Source organism: Psychrobacter sp. P2G3 (assembly GCF_001593285.1).
Taxonomy (GTDB): Bacteria; Pseudomonadota; Gammaproteobacteria; order Pseudomonadales; family Moraxellaceae; genus Psychrobacter.
The window spans coordinates 3,057,620-3,078,690 of sequence record NZ_CP012529.1; the positions used below are offsets into that span (position 1 = coordinate 3,057,620).

The following is a 21,071-nucleotide window of genomic DNA, read 5'->3' on the forward strand; positions in this document are numbered from 1 at the left end:
AATTATCCAGAATCTTATTATTCAAAACATTAAGTTTGAGGCTTCTTTTTTAACAGTAACCTTTTTTTGACAGATACTGTCTGACGGCCACTGGCAGTGCTGAAAATTAAATCCGCCCATGATACCAGCCTATACTAATTAATGGGTAAATTTGCGTAGCAAAAATAGTAAATGCCAAAAAGCAAAAAACACGACCATAGTCGTGTTCTTACCATAAAAGCTTAAACCTAATATATATGCGTACCTTACATACTTTAGATACTAAATCGGTAAATTAATAGTTGGCAGCCGAGTTCTGGACTGATAGCTGGAAAACTAGTGGCTACCTATTAACAGTCGCTGATCGGCAGTGATTTTGGTCAGCTCTAAATTTTGAATAAAGCGTCCTTCTGCGTCAATGACTTTAATTTCCCAATCATCTATCTGTACGCTCTCACCCTCTAAATCACCCACGTAGCCAAGCGTCTGCATTACAAGGCCACCCATGGTATCGACATCGGTATCATCAAAGTGACTACCTAACTCGTCATTACAGTCCTCAATCACTGTAGAGGCTTGCACGCGCCAAGTATTAGGCTTTTCTGGATGCACAACGATATTATTGATATCACTATCTTCATCAAAGTCATCATGCTCATCGACGATATCACCGACGATTTCTTCTAACAAATCTTCCATCGTGACCACCCCGCCGAAGTTACCAAACTCATCGACTACAATCGCCATGTGTACTTGGGTGCGCTGCAATGAGCGTAACAAGGTATCAGAACGCGCATTCTCATTAATATATAGCGGCTGACGTACCAAGTCTTTTAGACGTTTGCTGTCAATCTTGTCTTCTTGATCGCGCACCATATGCACTAAAATAGGAATCAAGTCTTTTGCGAGTAAGATACCAATAACCGCATCATCGTCTTGACTGTCAAATACAGGATAGCGTGAATGCGTGGTTTCAAGGATGATATCCATCACTTCAGCAAGGCTAGTACTTTCATGTAGACCTATCACCTGCGGGCGCGGCGTCATGATTTCACGTACTTGCGTGGCTGGCAAATCCAGTACACCTTCGAGCATGTCGACTGTATCTGGCTCTAAGAACTGGCGTGAATCTTGTACCAGACGAATCAATTCATCACGGGTTTCGGGGGCGGTCGATAGCCAGCGTTTTAAGCCGCGCATCGACCAACTACTCGGGCTTGGAACGTCGTCAGACATGGCGATGTGATTTAACCTCTTTAGTTAATGATAATTAATATGATAATAAAACGAGTAATGAAGATTAAAATAATAAATAAAGCTGGCTAACTTATCATTAGAGATAGATAGACCAGTCTAAATTAGCTTCACTTTATCGCAAGCCCACCAGACATTCAACGACAAATTTATCCAAATTGTATTGTCAGTGTGTTATAAACTTTGCTATCGTCAACAACTTCACTTATTTAGCTTACACTTATGTCGCTTCGTTCTGTTATTTCTCAGATTTTATCATCTCTTAAAGCTAACCCTAGCTTGTCGAACAATACGAGCGACAACGTACGCCAACCAAAAAATTGGCGGCATTATGTTGTACATTTTTTGATTGCACTGACGCTTATATTATCAGCACTCTGGCTATTAATGTTGCTTGGCTATCAGCTCGGTGCATACAGTCCGGTAACTTGGATAGCGACCATAGTGATTGTCGGTTTGCTAGCATCGGTATTGTCCGTAAAATATCGGCCAAAGCTAGCCAATAGGATTATAAATAAAACAACTAACAAAACCATTAATCAAAAAACAACCAGTAAATGGCTAACTGGAATATATATGGCGGTTTGGGTAGTCGGCCTTGGTTGGTTTTTCTCTATTGAACCCAAACAAAACCGTGACTGGATGCCCGAAGTCAGTCAAAGAGTCTCTTATGAGCGCGATGCCACCAACCCCGATTTGATTACGTTTACCAATGTGCGTAACTTTGATTGGCATACTGATGAGGATGCGACTGAGCACTGGGAGACGCGCACGATTGATATGTCTAAATTGTCCGGTATCGATGTGAGTAACTCTTACTGGATGGGACCGCTGATTGCGCATACTCTAGTAAGCTTTCGCTTCGAAGATGAGAGACCGCTTGCCTTCTCTTTTGAGATTCGTAAAGAAAACGGCGAGTCGTTTTCGGCACTGGCAGGATTTTTTAGACGTTATGAGCTCAGCCTCATTGCCGCTGAAGAGCGCGATATCATTTATACTCGCAGTAATGCGCGCGGTGAGCAAGTTTATTTGTTGCCTGTTAGCCATTTACAGCAGTCAGAAGTCAAATCATTGTTTGAGTCATACTTAACCGCTGCCGATGAGCTCAATGCAAAGCCCGCTTGGTATAACACCTTAACTAGCAACTGTACCAATATTATCTTTTATATGGCACGAATTGTCAGTGGTGAACGTCTGCCATGGGATTATCGGATTTGGGTATCTGGCTGGCTACCAAATTATCTTTACGACGTCGGAATGCTAGATGCTAATCCCGAGAACGGCGGTCAGCCATGGTCAATGGATATGTGGTATGAGCGTGCTCATATCAATCCAAAGGTAAGAGGTTTTGATAATCAGGCCAATTTAGATCTAGACGCTAGCGCTAATAGCAATGAGTTTTCTGCCCAAATTCGCCAAGGCATTCCTATCCCGCCGCTAGCTGATTCGCAGTTAGAGGCTGACGCAGAAGCGAAATCTGCTGCCCAAGCTTCTAGTGATTGAGGTTTTTAGTAACTAAGACTTTCGATAAATAAACCTTCAAGTTAACTAAGGCTTCACCCAATTAACGACTCGCGTCTCCATCTCTTCATCAGACATTCCACTCTCGGAGACGCAGCGCCCTGCCACCCCTATGTTAGCAGCGCGCATTTGCTGCTGCGTTACTACCGCATCTTGAGTTAATAGCAGATGCCAATCCGGTAATGCCTGACCTTTATATAAACGCTTATATGCACAATGGGCTGGCAGCCACATCATGTTCGGCAAATTCTCAATCGTTAATTGAATACAGTCTGGCACGTACTCTTGGCGTGCAGCATAATGCTTGCAATAGCCCGTCGCACAGTCCATTAGCTGGCAAGTCACATCCGTATACTCGACCAGTTCTTCGTCGTCATCATTGTCAATGTACTTAATTAAGCAGCAACTGCCGCAGCCATCACACAAGGCTTCCCACTCACTATGGTTTAATTCAGACAGCTTAAACTGGGTCCAAAACTGTGGACGTAGCGCCGCATCATTTGCCTCACCTGATTGTGTATCAGATGTTATATCAGATGCTTTCTCTGAAAATGAACTTGATTGATGTAACAAATTTAGCCTCATAGAATTACAGTAGCGTTTTATAGAGTCGCAGTATCATTTTGATAAACAGCGTTACAGTATTATAGCTGTTTTTGTTGGTCGCGGGCGTTAAGGTAGAACGAGTCAGACAATTGAAAACGTACAAATATAGTCGATCTACTAAAAAATACAGTGCTACTGGGTTAAATTTTGCGCAGCCTCTGTCTGCGTAGGCACAGCAAGCAAGGAAAAATTATCCGTGTAGCACACTATAATAATTGTACTTTTTTTATCTAAGATTAACTATACAACTAAATAAAACTCACAATATAAAAAAGGACAACAATATGTCAATTAAGACCTTTGAATTGATAAGTACCACTGAAAATGGCATTGAACTAATTAGCTATGTTGCGCTGCCAGAAGACGCCTCAGATGAAAATCCTGTCGCTGGCATTCTAGTCGCACCTGAATGGTGGGGCGTGGTCGATCATCCTAAAACAATCACTGAAAATCTGGCTAAAGCAGGTTATGCTGCCGTGGCAATGGATGTCTACGGCGAAGGTAAACTGACCTCTGATGCAGCTCAGGCTAATATGTGGATGGAGCAAGTGCTCGAAGATCAAGACATGCTGATGGCGCGTTGCCGCTTGATTCTTAACGACTTTAGCGACCAAATGGCAGTCAATGGCGATAATTTAGGCGCGATTGGCTATTGCTTCGGTGGTAAAGTTGTCCTCGATATGGCACGCGAAGGCATGCCATTAAAAGCAGTTGCAACCTTCCATGGCAACCCATCAGCAAAACAGCCAGCGGACGACAAATTCAAGGCTAAAGTATTGGTCGCCCACGGTCGCGATGATTCAATGGTATCAATGGACGCTATCGAAGGTCTGAAATCTGAGCTAGATGCTGCTGATGTTGATTATACTGTTGATGTATACGATAACGCCAAGCATGGCTTTACCAACCCGCATGCAGATGAGCGCGCAGCCAAGAATGATGTAGATCTTGGCTACAATGAAGCCGCTGCCAAGCAAAGCTGGGAAAATATGCTAGAGTTTATGAAAGCTAATTTAGGTTAATGCTTTAACAGTTTAAATTAACAAAGCCTTCTAGCTTAACAAGAACTTGAGTAAAAATTTAGCAGAGTATGCTGGTCATACTCTGCTTTTTTGTGCGAAAAATTATTATCGATAGTATAAAACTATATCTGACTTCGGCTTTTTTCAATTCAAAATTCCTATAGTAAGACGCTTGAGCAAATTAAAATAAAACGAGCAATCTACTTTAGGTGCATTCAACTTCTCATTGTGTAGTAAACTTAACCTCATCACAAAAGTAAAAACCTATTGTCTTACTTTTGGCACTCCATTTAAAGAAGGTTGTTATATCAATGAGTAATGCTAGTATCCAGTGGTTCCCTGGACATATGAATAAAGCCCGTAACGAGATTAAAGAAATTATGCCAGAGATGGATGTGGTCATCGAAGTCATTGATGCTCGCATTCCATACAGTAGTGAAAACCCTATGGTAGCAGCGCTACGTGGACAAAAACCTGTCATCAAAATCCTCAATAAAGCAGACCTTGCCGACTCCAATCAAACGCAAGCGTGGATTGAGTATTTAGAAAGTCAGGATCAAGTAAAAGCCATAGCCTGTGACGATAACAAGTCCAGCGAAGTGAAACGCATCGTACAGATATGTAAGCAGTTAATGCCTAACAAAGTAGGCACTGGTAGGCAAATTAAGGTGCTTATCATGGGCATACCAAACGTTGGTAAATCGACTTTGATTAACAGTCTAGCTGGACGTAGTATTGCCAAAACTGGCGATGAACCTGCCGTTACTAAGTCACAGCAGCTGATCAAAATCGATGATGACATCATGCTCTATGATACGCCTGGCATGCTATGGCCAAAAATTGAAAACCCAAATTCAGGCTATCGCTTGGCTGCCACGGGTGGCATTAAAGACACAGCTTTTGATTTTGCTGATGTGGCTGGGTACACCGCTGAATATTTAATTGGGGCATATCCTGAGCTGCTTAAAGAACGTTATAAAGTTGAAGATTTACCAAAGACTGATTGGGAGTTTTTCGAAGTTGCTGGACGTAACCGAGGATTGCTAAAAAGAGGCGGCATCGTTGATACTTACCGTATGTCTGAGATTTTAGTGAATGAGCTACGCAGTGGCACACTGGGACGCATTACGTTAGAGACGCCAAAAATGCGGGAAGCGGAGCTATTATTGGTAGAAGAGATACGCGCACAAGCGGAAGCCAAAAAAGAGGCTAAGTTAGAGGAAAAGCGTTTACGTAAAAAACGTGCGCGCAAGAATCGGAAGTAGAGCTGGTGTTCACTTAGAACTCATCAGTATTTTATAAAGAAATGAGCCAAACTTGGCTCATTTTAAAGTAATACTTACTTTTTATTATTGGAAATATTTCTTAAATGATATTTTCGAGCTATTTTTATCATAACCTATTCTCTTGCATCAACCCTTACCACACCCCATAAATCACCTTAATCATAAATTCTATATTCATTTTTTGATTTACAAGGAATACTCTTGCCTACTCATTTTTCTCAGTCATCTAATTCTCTCGACTCCTTCGCCCCACGCCTACTTGACTGGTTCGAAACGAACGGTCGCCACGATTTACCTTGGCAGCAGCACCAAACTGATACTCCCAATCCTTATGTCGTTTGGTTATCGGAAGTCATGCTACAACAGACGCAAGTAACGACTGTACTGCCCTACTTCGCGCGTTTTATGGACACCTTTCCGACAGTGCAAGATTTAGCGGAAGCAGAGTGGGATACAGTGGCGGAGCATTGGGCGGGTTTAGGCTATTATGCTCGCGCACGGAATTTGCATAAAGGCGCAAAGCAGTTGGTCGAGATAATTGATGAGACGGGCGACTTTCCGCAAACCTTAGCAGGTTGGGAAGCGATATCTGGTGTTGGGCCTTCTACCGCTGGCGCGATTATGGCGATGGGACTGCATCGTTATGGCGTCATCTGTGATGGTAACGTTAAACGAGTGCTGACGCGCTGGGCGGCGATTGACGGTGACATTACTAAGTCTGCCACCACTAAAGAGCTATGGGCATTGGCAGAGCGTTTAACCCCTAGAGAGAGTTCAGGGCTATTTGCGCAAGCCATGATGGATATGGGCGCAACCTTATGTACGCGTAGCAAGCCTGCTTGCCTATTGTGTCCACTACAGGATGATTGCTTGGCACATGCGCAAGGTCGCGAAACCGATTATCCAGTCAAAGCAAAAAAACAACCCAAACCAAGCAAGTTTAGCAATGCCCTACTTATTCAAAGTGTAGACGGTGGCATACTGTGGTTACAGCGCCCTGATAACGGCATTTGGGGTGGATTATGGAGTTTGCCGCTACAATTTGTAGAGAAAGTTGATGGCAAAGCTAGTGGCAAAATGACTGATAAAAAACAAGTTGCGAACGACGATAAGCTATTGGCTGTGCCAAGTGACGTACGTAGCAATGAGAAAATATATGAAGCGGAATTTACTACCGCTGAGCAAATTATCCATGAATGGCTAGCAAAGAACGAATTAGTAACAAAATCAATCAGTAACTCTTTATTGGATGACGCACCGATTAAGCATTCACTGACTCACTTTCATTGGTATTTGACACCGCGTCAGCTAGCAATCGATGCTACAAAAATAGTCGAGTTAAATGGCAAACTAAGCGCTGCAGAAATAGAATTTAAATGGCTAACTGCGCAGCAAGCTGAGGACAGCTTAGGTTTACCGCGCGCAATGGGAAAAATTATAGAAGGTTAGAATTTAGCGTAGAGCTAAGTTTAAGACTTTTTAAGACTTAGGCACTCGCAAGCGCATGAGCCCTTCTTGCTGTACGGTGGCGACCAGCTTGCCATCTTGCCAAAACTGACCATGATTGAGCCCCATAGCATTGGATGTCGTATCACTCCACATGTCATATAACAGCCAATCATTTATATCAAAACTGCGGTGGAAGTGCATTGAATGATCAATGCTAGCCGCTTGTAGACCGCTAGTCATAAAGCTGACGCCATGAGACATGAGCCCTGTTCCCACCAAATAAAAATCAGAGGAAAACGCCAAGAGCGCTTGCTGTATAGCAACTGGCTGCGTGCCCAATTCACGAATACGTAACCAGTTGGCTTGCTTAGGTTTCGTTGGCTCTGGATGTATAGGATCGCGTGGCTTGACAGGCTTAATCTCCACATGACGACGACGCATAAAACGAGCTTTAAGCGCATCTGGCACTTTGCCAACATAGCCTTCTTTTAAATCTTGCTCAGTCTGTAGATCTTCAGGTGGTGGATAAACGGGCATATTTTCTTGATACTCCAAACCGTCTTCCATCGGTGCAAATGAAGCAATCATCGAAAATATTACTTGTTCAACAGGTGGCTTACCACGTGCTTGCTTATATTGAATCGCTGTTACTTCACGTGCTGACAAGCTACGACCATCACGCAAACGTCTTACTTTGTAAATCACTGGCTGATTGATATCACCGCCACGCAAAAAATACCCATGTAACGAATGGCAAGGCTTATCCGTATCAAGTGTTTGGGCAGCAGCCATTATGGCTTGAGCCAGTACTTGCCCGCCAAATATACGTGCACCAACGTAATCATGGCTTTTGCCTTCAAATACATCAGGACTGACCTCGATAAGCGCTACCGTAGCGAGCAACTCATCAATCAATTGTGAATAATCAGACATGGCAGTAAGTTTCCTTATTTTTCAGCGACATTCATCGGCAAGCGAAGTTACTACGATACGGCTTAAAATAGCCTAAAACAGTACTTAGAAATGACATTTATCATTAAATTTTGATACGTAATAATAGTATGAGTAATAATGGTAAATAATAGAGCTTGCAGTAAATTACTATTTAATAATGCATTGGTCTTGCCATAATGAGCAATAATGTAACAGAGGAAACATCTTAACCAATATTGCAAGCTTTGACCAGTTGCTAAAAGCTTGCTACCTAGCATTAGCCTGACTGCCTAGGTTAGACTTTTATTACGCAAGTGTATCGAATTACCAGACATTATTCTAAATATAAATGATTAAATAAATGATTATGCAAAAAAGAGGCGCTATTGAGCACCTCTTTTCTTATACCATTTATAGTAGTTACGGCTTTACAGCAACTAATACACGGATAGAATCTGGCACCAACGATAAGTTCGCTAGCGCTTGTTCGCCTTGTGCTTGCAACTGCTCTAGGCGCTCAATTTCTTCGAGGCGCACATTAGGATTGATGGTTTGCAAATGCTTAAGGCGTTTAATCTCACGTGACCACTGCTGGCTAAAGCGTGCACTTGCTTGCTCTCCGATATCGGCTAGCTGCGCGCGTGCAATCTCTTCAGCCTCATAATAACGGCTCTCAATCACATCGCCACGCACCTTAACTACTTGACGCGCACGGGTTTTATCCAAGCGGTCGATATGCGGCATGATCATCTCGCTACTAATACGCTCGGATAAATCACTACCTTGCTCACTGATGAAGACGCGAATGTTCTGAGTCGGTAAGGTCGCTGGCAGGTTTAGCAGTTTTGGCGCAATCGCTTCAACTCTAAAATGCACCTCAAGCATAATCATACCTTGAGGAATAGCATTGCTCTTAAGCATTGCCACCGTCGTATTACCAAAGGTACTCGTACTAGCAAGCTCGTAAATCGCGCGCATCAGTGGATGCTCATGAGAAATAAACTCGATATCTTCACGTTGGAGCGCCAGTTCGCGCTCGAAGGTCAACGTCATACCTTCTTCTTCGTCACCCAGCGGCAAGCCTTCAATATACTCGCTAATCTCAGTACTATCGAGCGGTGCAAGTACCCAAGAACCATCACGCTGGACGCTGTAATCAACATTGGCTGATGCCAGAAAGCGCTCAATAAATTGCGGTAATACATTATGACCATCAAAGTCACGCATCGCATCAGCGATACGTCCCGCCACGCGTGGACGGCACGAGTTGTATTCGAGCAAACGATCACGCCCTGCTTGCAGCTGTGCTTCTAGAGCCAAACGCATTTGTAGCGCTTCTGCGATGAGAGCTTTTAAGGTATCGCGATTCTCAGCAGTATCTGCGCCTTCGAGCAACGGTTTGAGCATTTGAATATATTGCTCTTGCACGCTTTGAGCGGTCGGAGATATCTGATTGAACATATTTAGCGCGCTGTTATACCAATGATATAGACGCTCTTGAGCCGTCCCTTGTACATAAGGCACGTGTAAAGTTATTTGCTGCGTTTGCCCGATGCGATCTAGGCGACCGATACGCTGCTCTAAGGTATCTGGATTGGCAGGTAAATCCCATAGTATCAGCTGACTTGCAAACTGGAAGTTGCGTCCTTCAGAGCCAATTTCTGAACATAATAGTATCTGTGCGCCTTCACTATCAGCAAAGAATGCGGCCGCTTGGTCACGTTCAAGCAACGTCATCTGTTCGGTAAAGATGGCAGTCTTAATGCCAGCATGCAGACGTAGTACCGCCTCCAAGCTCTCAACTGTCGCGCCACTACGAGCAATCAACAATACTTTTTGGTGTTTCAACTCACCTTTTAAGATATCAATCAACCACGGTACACGTGGGTCATCTTCTAGCCAGCTGCCATCAGGTTGATTTTCTTCACCCCATAGCTGCTCACGTAGCTTACCTGTCGTCTGGTAGCTATCTTGCCATGCCTCAGGTAGCGGTAATGGATACGGCTGACTGCTACGACCATAAAACCCTTTGACACTCTCACGAGTATTACGGAATAACACACGCCCTGTACCATGACGATCTAACAGCTCATTCAGTGCATAAGTACGTAACTTTTCATCTTCATTAATCGTTGCGAGTTCATCTGCGCTTAAATCCAACAGACTTGTCAAGGCAGCGATTTGTCCATCATTTAACGGCTTATCTTCTATCAATACACCAGCCACAGCGGCAGTTTCCGCAAAGGCTTCTTGACCTGCAATGAATTCATCCAAATCATCAAAGCGATCAGAGTCAAGCAAACGCAAACGCGCAAAGTGACTTTGGACACCCAGTTGTTCAGGAGTAGCTGTTAGCAACATGACACCAGGCGTCTCTTCAGCGAAATCCGCGATTAAGTCATACTTTTCATTACCGCCTGCCGCTTCATCCCAATGTAGATGATGCGCTTCATCGACTACTAGCAAATCAAAACCTGCTTCCATCGCTTGGTCATACAAGTCAGGATGGTCAAGCAATAGATCCATACCAGCGATAATACATTGCTCAGTGGCAAATACATTTTGCTCAGGATCATGTTCTTTAATCGCAGCGGTACGGACTAAATCAAACAGCGCAAAGTTAAGATTAAAGCGTCGACGTAACTCGATCATCCATTGATACTGCAAACTATCAGGGACTAATATTAAAACGCGCTCAGCCTTACCAGTTAAAAGCTGCTGATGAATAATCAAACCTGCTTCGATGGTCTTACCAAGACCGACTTCATCGGCAAGCAATACACGCGGCGCGATACGTTTGCCAACTTCATGCGCAATATAAAGCTGATGCTCGATAATATCGACACGTGCACCCATCAAACCTTTAAGGGGATGACCCGCTAGTGCTGATTGCATACGTAGGATATCTTGGCGCAAATCGTACCAATCACCGCGTTCAATACGGCCCGCCAATAGACGCTCAAGTGGTTTTGCCAACGTGATATTTGCGGCAAGGCGGGTTTCCATAATGCCTTTGGCATGTTCATCGACACCGTATTTCAGGACACCCATTACCTCGTCAACAGCAGTCACGACATAGTTACGACCTTCTTGATCGCAAATATTATCACCGACTTTGAATACAACACGTGATAATGGCGCCGAGCTTTTTGCATAGACGCGGGTCTCTTCGCTTTGCGGAAATAAAATATGTACACAGCGGTCATCGACATCGATAACCACGCCCAAGCCAAGCTCGGACTCAGTATCAGATAAATGGCGTTGACCAACGGCGAATTCGGTACTGTGCAATGAAGCGGCAGAGATAGTCATAAGGCGATGTCTTTTGTACTCAGATGATAAGAAAATGGGCAGTAACAGCGACTACGCTAAACGTGAAGAAACACATTAGCATAGTAAAGTTGTCACTATATTAAGCAGGCATCATAGTTTAGAAGATGCATATGTATATTATCTGGTTAAGCTTTTATCTGGCCAAACCAGTAAGGCGCACCATTATATAACGTTACCGGCTAGATGCGTGCAATAAGTTGCTTTTTCAAGAGCATATTGATGAGGAATATAGATAATAGAGTGGTTCGCGTTTTATGAAACTTATAGTAATGACAATAGTGAGATACCTATATCTATAAATACGTCTAAAAATTATCAAAGCTAATATATTTAAGGCTATTATCTTACTTCCTATCGTATTTTTAATTTTTGCGCAAAGCATGCTACATTGAGCAGGTACTATCCTAAGTAGCAAATATTCTGCTAGACAGCAGAAGTTAATTATACTCTCTCACTAGAAAAATTATAACCGACTACCCCACTCCACACATTTTAATAAAAACAAGATAAGAAATCTTATAAATAAGGAACAATTATGCGAGCAGTTTTTTTAGATAAAGGAACATTTTCCGATGGCGTAAACTTGCCAGCACCAGCAGGCGTCACTGACTATATTACTTACGATGATACACCTGAAGATTCCGACCTCATTATTGAGCGTTGCCAAGATGCTGAGATTATCTTCACCAATAAAGTTCAGATTACTGCTGACGTGATTGCCAAGTTACCTAAACTTAAGCTCATTCAGCTGACTGCCACCGGTATGAACAACGTCGATCAAGAGGCTTGTGAAGAGCACAATGTTACTTTATATAATGTCGCAGGTTACGCGGTCAAGAGCGTTCCTGAACATACCTTTATGCTGATGCTCAATGCAATGCGTGCTGGCATTCATTATCATCAAAAAGTAGCAGATGGTACGTGGCGAGACAATGGTAATTTTTGTCTGCTTGATGTCCCGCTCGTCGATTTAGAAGATAAGATACTAGGTATCATTGGTGTAGGTACTATCGGTAAACGGGTAACCGAAATAGCGCGCGCTTTTGGCATGACCGTATTGTGGGCAGAACATCAAGGACGTACACTGCGCAATGATGACTATACGGCATTCGATGAGGTACTCGCTAATGCTGATGTCATTAGTCTACATTGCCCATTGAACGAGCATACCCAGCATTTAATCAACAAAGATACCTTGGCAAAAATGACCAAGCAGCCGCTACTCGTTAACGTCGCGCGCGGCGGTATCGTCGACAGTCAAGCACTCGCTGACGCTATACATAATGAACAAATCCTTGGCTATGGCAGTGATGTCTTTGAGCAAGAACCTATCACCACAGATGACCCGTTATTAAGTATTAGCGACCATCCGCGCGTTATATTTAGCCCGCATAACGCATGGGGTAGCAAAAGCGCGCAAGAGACTCTATGGCAAATGCTAAGCGAACAAGTCGCAGACTTTATCACTAATAATTAATAGAGTTTTAGCGTGTAAAACGTAGCCAATCATCTTCAACTTTACGATATTTGAGCATAATGCGGTCACTCAAATAGTTGTTCGTCACTTGCCATGGATAACGATCGCCTTGCTTGGGTAGCTCATCTTGTGCGCGGTGCACGTAACCTGCTGATAGCGCACCAAGTACCGTATCTGGTTGTATCTGTACCTGCTCTTGCTCCGTTATAGCCTGCGGAAAAACTACGCTATAACGGTGCTTTTTCATGTGCTTGAGTATCCTAACCACATACTGACAAGCCAGATCAATCTTTAATGTCCACGAAGCATTAGTATAACCAAACATTATCGCCATATTAGGCACACCCTCAAGCATCACCGCTTTATAAGTCATGCGCGCACCTACATCAATGGGCTGTCCATCGACATATAACGCTGCCCCGCCAAGCATTTGGAGTTTAAGCCCCGTTGCCGTCACGATCATATCTGCTTCTATATGATGGCCTGATTTTAGTGCAATCCCTGTCTTTGTAAAATGACTAATCTGATCGGTAATGACCGTTGCCCGCGTGCTATGCAATGCGGTAAATAAATCGCTATCGGGTACCGCACACAGGCGCTCATCCCACGGATTATAAGTAGGCATAAAGTGGGCGACATCGACACCACTGCCTTTAAGCTCTTTTTTGACGCCATGTTTTAATACTGCTTTCAAGACTTTAGGCGCATGGGTAGCCAATTGATACAGGCCTTGTTGCATCAGAACGTTACGCGTACGCAGTAAGGTATAAGCCTGAGGCTTTGATAAGGGTGAAAACTTACCCGATAGCCAATCAAGAGCGTAATCATCACCAGGCACACTTGCTACATACGTTGGCGAGCGCTGCAACATGGTTACATGGCGAGCGCACTGTTGACCATCAGGATCGACTAGTGCTGGCACTAAAGTCATCGCCGTCGCACCACTACCAATGACCACGATATTTTTATCGTTATAGTCCACATCATGCCAGTGCTGTGGATGCACGATATCACCTTGGAATTGCTCCTCACCTTCGAAATGCGGTCTATATCCTGCATCATAATCATAATAGCCAGTCGCACCGATGATAAAGTTTGCTGTGATCGTATACACCTCGCCACTGGCATTATTTTTGACCATCACTGTCCATTGCTTGGCGATACTTGACCAAGATATCTGCTGCACATCATGCTGATAACGAATCTGTTCTTCAACCCCAAACTCACGCGCCGTATCTGCTATATAGCTTTTGATATCGTCGCCCTTAGCTAGCATTTTGTGATCTAACCAAGGTCGAAAACTATAGCCAAAGGTCAAGGCATCAGAGTCTGAACGGATGCCAGGATAAGTAAACAAATCCCATGTACCACCTAAGTCTGCGCGCTTTTCCAGTATGATAAACGGCTCAGTAACTTTATTTTGGTTTTTGCGACGTTTACTCATTTTTTTGACTGTGGACTTACGATTAAATAGCTTGTGATGACTTTGCTGCAAACGACACGCCATACCAATCCCAGATATCCCCGCACCAATTATTAACACCTCATAATCTGCTAGTGTGTTCGATTGAGGTTTTGAGCGTGCTAGGCGACCTTTTGTCATATTTTTTATAGAATTAATACTGACCATAATCTTGTCCTACTCCAATATCTTCTTACCATCGACTCGCATCACTACAAACACTTAAGCCGTTTTAGCCATCTAGTTAGCGTTCTTACTTCGCTTGATTAAAACCTTAAATGTTCCACTGAGACCTTCAACTTAGCTTTTTATTTTCCGAGAGTGCTGCAAATTTAAAACGGTACTGAACTTTCCCAGTCCATCCAAGCACCAAGCACAGGATGTTTTAGGCGTAACTGCTGAGCATGTAAGTTCAAACGCGGCGCTATTTCTAACGCTAGGCCTTCTGCATAAATAGAATCACCGATAATGACATGGCCAGCATGTACCATATGGACGCGCAGTTGATGACTACGCCCTGTCACCGGTTTTAGCGCTACACGTGTTACCGCTTGACCGTTGCATTGTTCATGAGCGAGCACCTCGTATAGAGTCAAGGCGTTTTTGCTCCAGTCATGATCAACGATATGACGCGGTTTAGTGGTAGGCTCATAACGCACTGGCACCGATATTCTGCCAGTTGCACCAACGTCTTCCCATATGCCAAAAACGCGGGCTTGGTAGGTTTTTTGTGGCAATCTATCAATGAACTGCTTACTGATATTGGTTTGGGCAGCCGCATTTTTTGCGAATATAAGCAGCCCTGAGGTATCCATATCCAATCGATGAATAAGCTTCACATTGGGGTTAGCACGCTCAAGTCGAGCCAGCATACTTACCTTTAACGTTTTACCATCGACACTTAATAGCCCTGCAGGTTTATCTACTACCCAAATGTCATTATCTTCATAAACAGTAACTTGTTGCGCAAATGTTTGAAAAAACTCTAGCGGATACTGAGATTCTTGTAGATTCAGAGCGTTTATGGCGTCATCAGTAAAAGGCATAAAAAATGGCTGCTTATATAAGTTGGTTTAAATGGGTTAAAAAAACATAATTGAATTGTTAAATATGTCTTTATGAAGATAAAATTGTATGAGTAATCTGCTACAGATAATGTAGCATCTGTTAATTTGTGTTTCGATTTATTGTACTAATACTAGTTGTTAAGCATTTTAACTGCCCTCTATCTGTTAAGACTTGGCAAACATGCTAATATAATGGCACATTTTCACCTCCACTCAACCATTCTTAAATCATAAGTAGATGAGTAATCGGATAAACTTAGGTAATAAATAAGTACTTAAGCTTAATCTATCAAATTACTTTCATCTGCTATTGGTAAAAAAGATGATACAACAAGAGAGAATAATTATGTCAGACCTTATTGTTAACACTACCGATGCAAATTTTGATCAAGACGTATTGCAATCCGATGTGCCTGTGCTAGTAGACTTTTGGGCAACATGGTGCGGTCCTTGTAAGTCAATTGCCCCTATCCTAGAAGACTTGGCTAACGACTATCAAGGTAAAGTAAAAATTGTTAAAGTCGATGTCGATAATAACCCACAAGCAGCAAGTCGCTTTGGTATCCGCAATATCCCAACTTTATTTGTCTTTAAAGACGGTGAAAAAGTGGATTCAGTAATGGGTCTACAGCCAAAATCTGAGCTAGCTAAAGTACTTGATAAGCACTTATAAGTTGCCAATTGCTGATAGGCATCATGTAAATAAATAACCAAAACTGGCCATTATCTGTACAAGATGATGGCTTTTTTGTGTCTTTATCAGCAAAAAAGCGAATAATGCAAATTTTTTAACAAAAATAATTGACAAGTCTAACTTTAAAACCGTATAGTCTGCTGACAAGAGAAACATAATATTTTTCCTAAGCGTCTTGTCGCTGTTCTCCTCGTGTTTATCAACACAAAACACAGTTGTATTACTGAACAAAATTAACAAACATAATTATTGATATTGAGCTCTCATTGCAGGCTTCTATATCCTAGACTCTTATATAGCCCTCTTTGTATTCACATTTGTCATCCTGACACAATTTTGCGCAGCTGATGATAATCTGACACATAAAAATCAATGCTATATAAATCTCAACTCTGTGCACACATCCTATCGCTACACTATCGTTGTTTTAATCAATGTCGTGGGTTGTGCTGCTAATGGCAGTTCTCACCCGATAAATCGTTAATGACCTATCTATGAATTTAACTGAATTAAAGAAAAAATCAATCACTGAGCTTTTGGCTATCGCTAAAGAAATGGGTCTTGATAATATGGCACGTAGCCGTAAACAAGACATTATTTTTGCCATCCTAAAAACTCATGCTCGTAATGGTGAAGCTATTTACGGTGATGGTGTACTTGAAGTCCTACCGGATGGTTTTGGCTTTTTGCGCTCATCTGAAGGCTCTTATTTAGCAGGCCCTGATGATATTTATGTCAGCCCAAGCCAAATAAGACGTTTTAGCCTAAAGACAGGCGATAGTATCGCTGGCACCATTCGTCCACCGAAAGACTCTGAGCGTTATTTTGCGCTATTGAAAGTTGGCGAGATCAACTTTGATACCCCAGATCGTTCGCGCCATAAACTCATCTTTGAAAACTTGACTCCGCTATTTCCAACTGAGCAACTTAAGCTTGAGCTGGGTAACGGTACTACCGAGGACTTAACCGGACGTATCATCGATCTGATTGCTCCTATTGGTAAAGGTCAGCGTTCTATCATTGTTGCACCGCCAAAAGCTGGTAAGACGATGCTGCTACAGACCATCGCGCAATCGATTACCCGCAATAATCCAGAATGCTACCTAATCGTTCTACTTATTGATGAGCGTCCAGAAGAAGTGACGGAGATGGTGCGTACCGTACGCGGTGAAGTAGTCGCCTCGACATTCGATGAGCCGCCTCAACGTCATGTACAAGTTGCTGAAATGGTTATCGAAAAAGCCAAGCGTCTAGTCGAGCATAAGCAAGACGTTGTTATCCTACTGGATTCTATCACTCGTCTCGCTCGCGCTTATAACACGGTTATCCCTTCATCAGGTAAAGTATTGACTGGTGGTCTTGATGCCAACGCCCTTGAGCGTCCGAAACGCTTCTTTGGTGCTGCACGTAACGTTGAGGAAGGTGGCAGCCTAACTATTATTGCCAGTGCCCTTATTGATACTGGTAGTAAAATGGATAGTGTTATCTTTGAAGAATTTAAAGGTACTGGTAACCAAGAGATTACTCTGGAACGTGATTTAGCCGAAAAACGTGTCTTCCCAGCGATTAATATCAAAAAATCTGGCACACGCCGTGAAGAACGTCTGCTTGATGAAGATAAGCTGCGTAAAGTTTGGATATTACGTAAGCTATTACAACCGATGGATGGCGTTCAAGCGACCGAGTTTTTATTAGATCGTTTAAAAGAAGCTAAAACCAATGATGAGTTTTTTGAACAAATGAAACGTAAATCTCAAAACTAAATTCAGCTGAATATACTAATAAAATATCTGTTATTTGAATATTTTTGAGGATCATCGTTATTGTTAATTTTAATAAAAGAGACTGCGGATAAGCAGTCTCTTTTAGTTTCTTTAGAGCAAAACCAAAACCAGTTAGCTTATTAATTATATAAATACAAGAATACTAAGTGAAAGCACTACCAATGACACAGTGAGGCAACATAAATTACATGGTACTTGCAAAGTTTAGCGTTTCTACTACGACCGTCTAACGTTTAACAGTATAGTATTGACCGTAGTATAAATATGCTTTATAAAACATATTGTATTTATTTTAATTTTGATTATTTAACAGGTGATAATATGAAATTTGCTAAAACTATTGCAATGACAGCCCTTACTAGCTCTGCTCTTATTATGGGTGGCTGTGCAACTAATGGATATAATAGTGGTTTGAGTAACACAGCTAAAGGTGCTGCTGCTGGCGCTGCTGCTGGTGCTCTTATCAGAAGCGGTGGCGATAGCAAAGATATCGCTCGTGGTGCAATCGGCGGTGCGGCAGTTGGTGGCGCTGGTGCATACATTCTTAACAATAGTAGATAATAACTAAATAATTATCTGATATTACTTAGATAGTTTTTAGGTACGTTAAAAATTCAAAAAGCCTGCAATATTAATTGCAGGCTTTTTATTTGATTGTCTTTATCTATGACAATCAGATTGTTCTAGCAATGCTGATTATAGTGCCCCACTGAATGTATCACATGATTGTACGTTGCCACTTTCTAATCCACGTGTAAACCATTGTACGCGCTGTTGACTGGTGCCATGGGTAAAACTATCTGGCGTTACAGCACGGCCACTTGCTTGAGCAAGACGATCATCACCGATCTGGCTTGCAGCATTAATCGCTTCGTCTATATCACCTGGCTCTAAGAACTGCACTCGTTGTTGGTTGCGCTGTGCCCATACACCTGCAAAACAATCAGCTTGTAGCTCTTGTAGCACAGATAACTTATTAGCCTGTGCACGAGTCACCTGACGGCTCGCTTCATTGACCTGCTGGGTGATACCTAACAATGTCTGTACGTGATGTCCAACTTCATGAGAAATGACATAGGCTTGAGCAAAGTCGCCAGCTCTGCCTTTATTTTCGATATCACCTGAACCCTGCTGATCACCAGAAATGCCAAGATTTTGACGCATTTCCGCAAAAAATGAAGTGTCTAAATAGACGGTCTGGTCACCTGGGCAATAAAAAGGCCCTGTCGCAGCAGTAGCACTACCGCAGGCCGAACTAACTTGTCCATTAAATAAGATTAATGACGGCTCCTGATAAGTTTGTCCACCTTCATTAAACACTTGATGCCACACTGCCTCAGTATCGGCTAACACTACTTTAACAAACTGAGTATCACGGTCGTCACCTGTAGCTGGCTCAGTGGAGCTGTTATTTCCGCCACCTGCTACTACCTGACCAGTCTGCAATGCTGTCATTGGGTTTACCCCAAATACTAACCATAAAATACCAGCGATGATAATACCCCCGATACCACCACCAATCATTTTCCCACCGCCGCTACTCGTGCGTACGTTAGAACTGCCTCGTCTACCTTGCCATTTCATAATATATCCCCCTAAATTGATAGTGCGTATTTTTCAATCTCAATTATTAAACTTAGTAAGTTGAAGCAATACATTGATAGCAAACTTAATTTTTTTAATAACCAATATAGTTATGATTCTTATTAATGATTTAAATTCTAATTGAAAACGTTTCTCGTTATTGATAACTAGCCATTGTATTCTTTTAATATTTGTCTATATATTAAAAGAATCTTTTATCAACTTATAGATATATATCGTGCTAACTATTTATATTTTACTTTATCATTGTAGCCTTTTACGGTTCTCAAACCTTAGTTACAAAAGCCGTCTATTACTTATCTGTCGCTCTATGTTCCAATTGATTATACGGAAAACATCTCCGTAAGTTGTATTAAAACTTATATCAAAGCGATATCAATAAAGCCTATTCACTATTTTATTGTTACTTAATTGTACAAGCTCTTTTCATTTGAAAAGAAAACATATAGAATGCGTGAAAGCTGAGTAGCTGTAACTAGGATTAGTTGACTTTCGAAATAATTCGGATGCTCAACCCTTTGCCGTGGCTACTGCTCATTTCATTTTTCCGGAGAATACACTATGAATCTTAAATTACTTGCACTTGCTGGTATCATGACTGCTTCTATGGGCTTAACTGCTTGTGATAGCAATACAGAAAACGCTGCTGAAGATTTATCTGATGCACAAGAAGAAGTACAAGACGCTTCTGAAGAGCTAAACGAAGCTGATGCTGAAGGCGAAGTTGTTGCTGATGCTGAAGCTGCTGTTGTTGACGCTGAAGCTGACATCGCTGATGCACAAGCTGCAACTGCTACTGACGAAATGGACGCTGAAGTTCCTGTAGACGGTACTACTACTAGCGTAGACGTAGCTAGCGATACTGAAGCAGCTAATGCAGCTGACGAAGTTGTAGTTGTTGAAGAACCAGCTCAGTAATTTTCTTTGCTTATGCAATAGAAATATACTGTAGTTCAAAAAAAAGAGAGCCTATGCTCTCTTTTTTTATGCGTATTATTTATAAGTTTTAACAGTGGCTTGCTAGATTTAATAATCATTATTCAATCTAGCAAGCCACCAATCTTTCATTTTAAATTTATAAAAAATATTGGAACATCAAATCTAATGAATATTAGGATTTGTCTTATAAATAAAAAAGCAAGCATTACTGATCAAATAGACGTTCATCAACCTTCTGACGGAATTTTTGCCCAGTTTTAAACGTGACTACACGGCGCGCTGAAACAGCAACAGGCTCCCCTGTCTTAGGATTACGACCTGGACGACTATTTTTATCTTTAAGCTCGAAATTGCCAAAGCCTGAAAGCTTGACCTCTTTGCCATCAATCAAACTCTCTGACAGTTCATCAAAAAAATTCTCGACCAAGCAACGACCCTCTTGCCTTGTTAGGTTAAGATGACTCATCAAATGCTCAATCATGTCAGATTTGGTTAAGGTGCTCACAGTACGACTCCTATGCTATGTCGAGATATCGGGTATCATGGTTTAGCGGTATGACTGCTATATAAGAATAAGCGATTTATTGATTACGGCCATTAAATAACCGTACTTTTGAATCAAGTTTAGGCATTATAAAGTATTTTTACTCAATTTTTAAC

The 21,071-nt window shown here is 42.1% G+C and carries 17 protein-coding genes; 9 read left to right on the forward strand and 8 right to left on the reverse strand.

What is annotated here, in order from left to right; all coding sequences use genetic code 11:
* Window positions 1-315 precede the first annotated feature (315 nt).
* Complete coding sequence (locus AK823_RS12500; protein WP_068038225.1) at window positions 316-1,215, reverse strand: CBS domain-containing protein; 900 nt, start codon at window positions 1,213-1,215, stop codon at window positions 316-318.
* Between the two features lie 240 nt (window positions 1,216-1,455).
* On the opposite strand from AK823_RS12500, the gene AK823_RS12505 reads away from it, so the two are divergent.
* Complete coding sequence (locus AK823_RS12505) at window positions 1,456-2,736, forward strand: DUF4105 domain-containing protein (RefSeq protein ID WP_068329629.1); 1,281 nt, start codon at window positions 1,456-1,458, stop codon at window positions 2,734-2,736.
* A gap of 45 nt (window positions 2,737-2,781) precedes the next feature.
* Here AK823_RS12505 and AK823_RS12510 read toward each other — a convergent pair whose 3' ends face one another.
* Window positions 2,782-3,327: a YcgN family cysteine cluster protein gene (locus AK823_RS12510; protein ID WP_227514078.1), complete on the reverse strand. Its 546-nt coding sequence runs from the start codon at window positions 3,325-3,327 to the stop codon at window positions 2,782-2,784.
* A 317-nt stretch (window positions 3,328-3,644) separates the two neighbouring features.
* Here AK823_RS12510 and AK823_RS12515 point away from each other — a divergent pair, with 317 nt between their 5' ends.
* The 3 genes from AK823_RS12515 (at window position 3,645) to mutY (ending at window position 7,117) form a co-directional block, all read left to right on the forward strand.
* Window positions 3,645-4,382, forward strand: a complete 738-nt coding sequence (locus tag AK823_RS12515) for a dienelactone hydrolase family protein (RefSeq protein WP_068038234.1) — start codon at window positions 3,645-3,647, stop codon at window positions 4,380-4,382.
* Between the two features lie 311 nt (window positions 4,383-4,693).
* Window positions 4,694-5,647, forward strand: a complete 954-nt coding sequence (gene ylqF, locus AK823_RS12520) for a ribosome biogenesis GTPase YlqF (RefSeq protein WP_068329631.1) — start codon at window positions 4,694-4,696, stop codon at window positions 5,645-5,647.
* Between the two features lie 222 nt (window positions 5,648-5,869).
* Window positions 5,870-7,117, forward strand: a complete 1,248-nt coding sequence (gene mutY / locus AK823_RS12525) for an A/G-specific adenine glycosylase (protein WP_068329633.1) — start codon at window positions 5,870-5,872, stop codon at window positions 7,115-7,117.
* 30 nt (window positions 7,118-7,147) lie between these two features.
* Here mutY and AK823_RS12530 read toward each other — a convergent pair whose 3' ends face one another.
* Window positions 7,148-8,050 (reverse strand): acyl-CoA thioesterase II, encoded by a 903-nt coding sequence (locus AK823_RS12530; RefSeq protein WP_068038243.1) that lies wholly within the window; start codon window positions 8,048-8,050, stop codon window positions 7,148-7,150.
* 420 nt (window positions 8,051-8,470) lie between these two features.
* A complete protein-coding gene (gene rapA / locus AK823_RS12535) occupies window positions 8,471-11,362 on the reverse strand; it encodes an RNA polymerase-associated protein RapA (protein ID WP_068329635.1) in 2,892 nt (963 codons plus the stop codon).
* A 556-nt stretch (window positions 11,363-11,918) separates the two neighbouring features.
* Between rapA and AK823_RS12540 the strand changes: the two genes are divergently transcribed.
* Entirely contained in the window at window positions 11,919-12,860 is a 942-nt protein-coding gene (locus tag AK823_RS12540) for a D-2-hydroxyacid dehydrogenase (RefSeq protein ID WP_068329637.1), read from the forward strand.
* A 7-nt stretch (window positions 12,861-12,867) separates the two neighbouring features.
* On the opposite strand, the gene AK823_RS12545 is transcribed toward AK823_RS12540, so the two are convergent.
* Together AK823_RS12545 and AK823_RS12550 are read right to left on the reverse strand one after the other, a co-directional pair.
* Window positions 12,868-14,490, reverse strand: a complete 1,623-nt coding sequence (locus tag AK823_RS12545; RefSeq protein ID WP_068329639.1) for an NAD(P)/FAD-dependent oxidoreductase — start codon at window positions 14,488-14,490, stop codon at window positions 12,868-12,870.
* 164 nt (window positions 14,491-14,654) lie between these two features.
* Complete coding sequence (locus tag AK823_RS12550) at window positions 14,655-15,368, reverse strand: RluA family pseudouridine synthase (RefSeq protein ID WP_068329641.1); 714 nt, start codon at window positions 15,366-15,368, stop codon at window positions 14,655-14,657.
* Window positions 15,369-15,735: 367 nt separating this feature from the next.
* Here AK823_RS12550 and trxA point away from each other — a divergent pair, with 367 nt between their 5' ends.
* The 3 genes from trxA to AK823_RS12565 all read left to right on the forward strand — a co-directional run bounded on the left by trxA (window position 15,736) and on the right by AK823_RS12565 (window position 18,428).
* A complete protein-coding gene (trxA, locus tag AK823_RS12555) occupies window positions 15,736-16,062 on the forward strand; it encodes a thioredoxin (protein WP_068038261.1) in 327 nt (108 codons plus the stop codon).
* Between the two features lie 515 nt (window positions 16,063-16,577).
* Window positions 16,578-17,846, forward strand: coding sequence for a transcription termination factor Rho (gene rho / locus AK823_RS12560; protein WP_068038263.1), 1,269 nt, complete (start codon window positions 16,578-16,580; stop codon window positions 17,844-17,846).
* A 342-nt stretch (window positions 17,847-18,188) separates the two neighbouring features.
* Window positions 18,189-18,428, forward strand: coding sequence for a hypothetical protein (locus AK823_RS12565; protein ID WP_068038266.1), 240 nt, complete (start codon window positions 18,189-18,191; stop codon window positions 18,426-18,428).
* A gap of 135 nt (window positions 18,429-18,563) precedes the next feature.
* Here the strand turns inward: AK823_RS12565 and AK823_RS12570 are convergent, their stop codons facing one another.
* Window positions 18,564-19,451, reverse strand: coding sequence for a neutral zinc metallopeptidase (locus AK823_RS12570; RefSeq protein ID WP_068038269.1), 888 nt, complete (start codon window positions 19,449-19,451; stop codon window positions 18,564-18,566).
* A 582-nt stretch (window positions 19,452-20,033) separates the two neighbouring features.
* Between AK823_RS12570 and AK823_RS12575 the strand changes: the two genes are divergently transcribed.
* Window positions 20,034-20,390, forward strand: coding sequence for a hypothetical protein (locus tag AK823_RS12575; RefSeq protein ID WP_068329642.1), 357 nt, complete (start codon window positions 20,034-20,036; stop codon window positions 20,388-20,390).
* Window positions 20,391-20,616: 226 nt separating this feature from the next.
* Here AK823_RS12575 and AK823_RS12580 read toward each other — a convergent pair whose 3' ends face one another.
* Complete coding sequence (locus AK823_RS12580) at window positions 20,617-20,916, reverse strand: integration host factor subunit alpha (protein WP_068038276.1); 300 nt, start codon at window positions 20,914-20,916, stop codon at window positions 20,617-20,619.
* Between the last annotated feature and the right edge of the window lie 155 nt (window positions 20,917-21,071).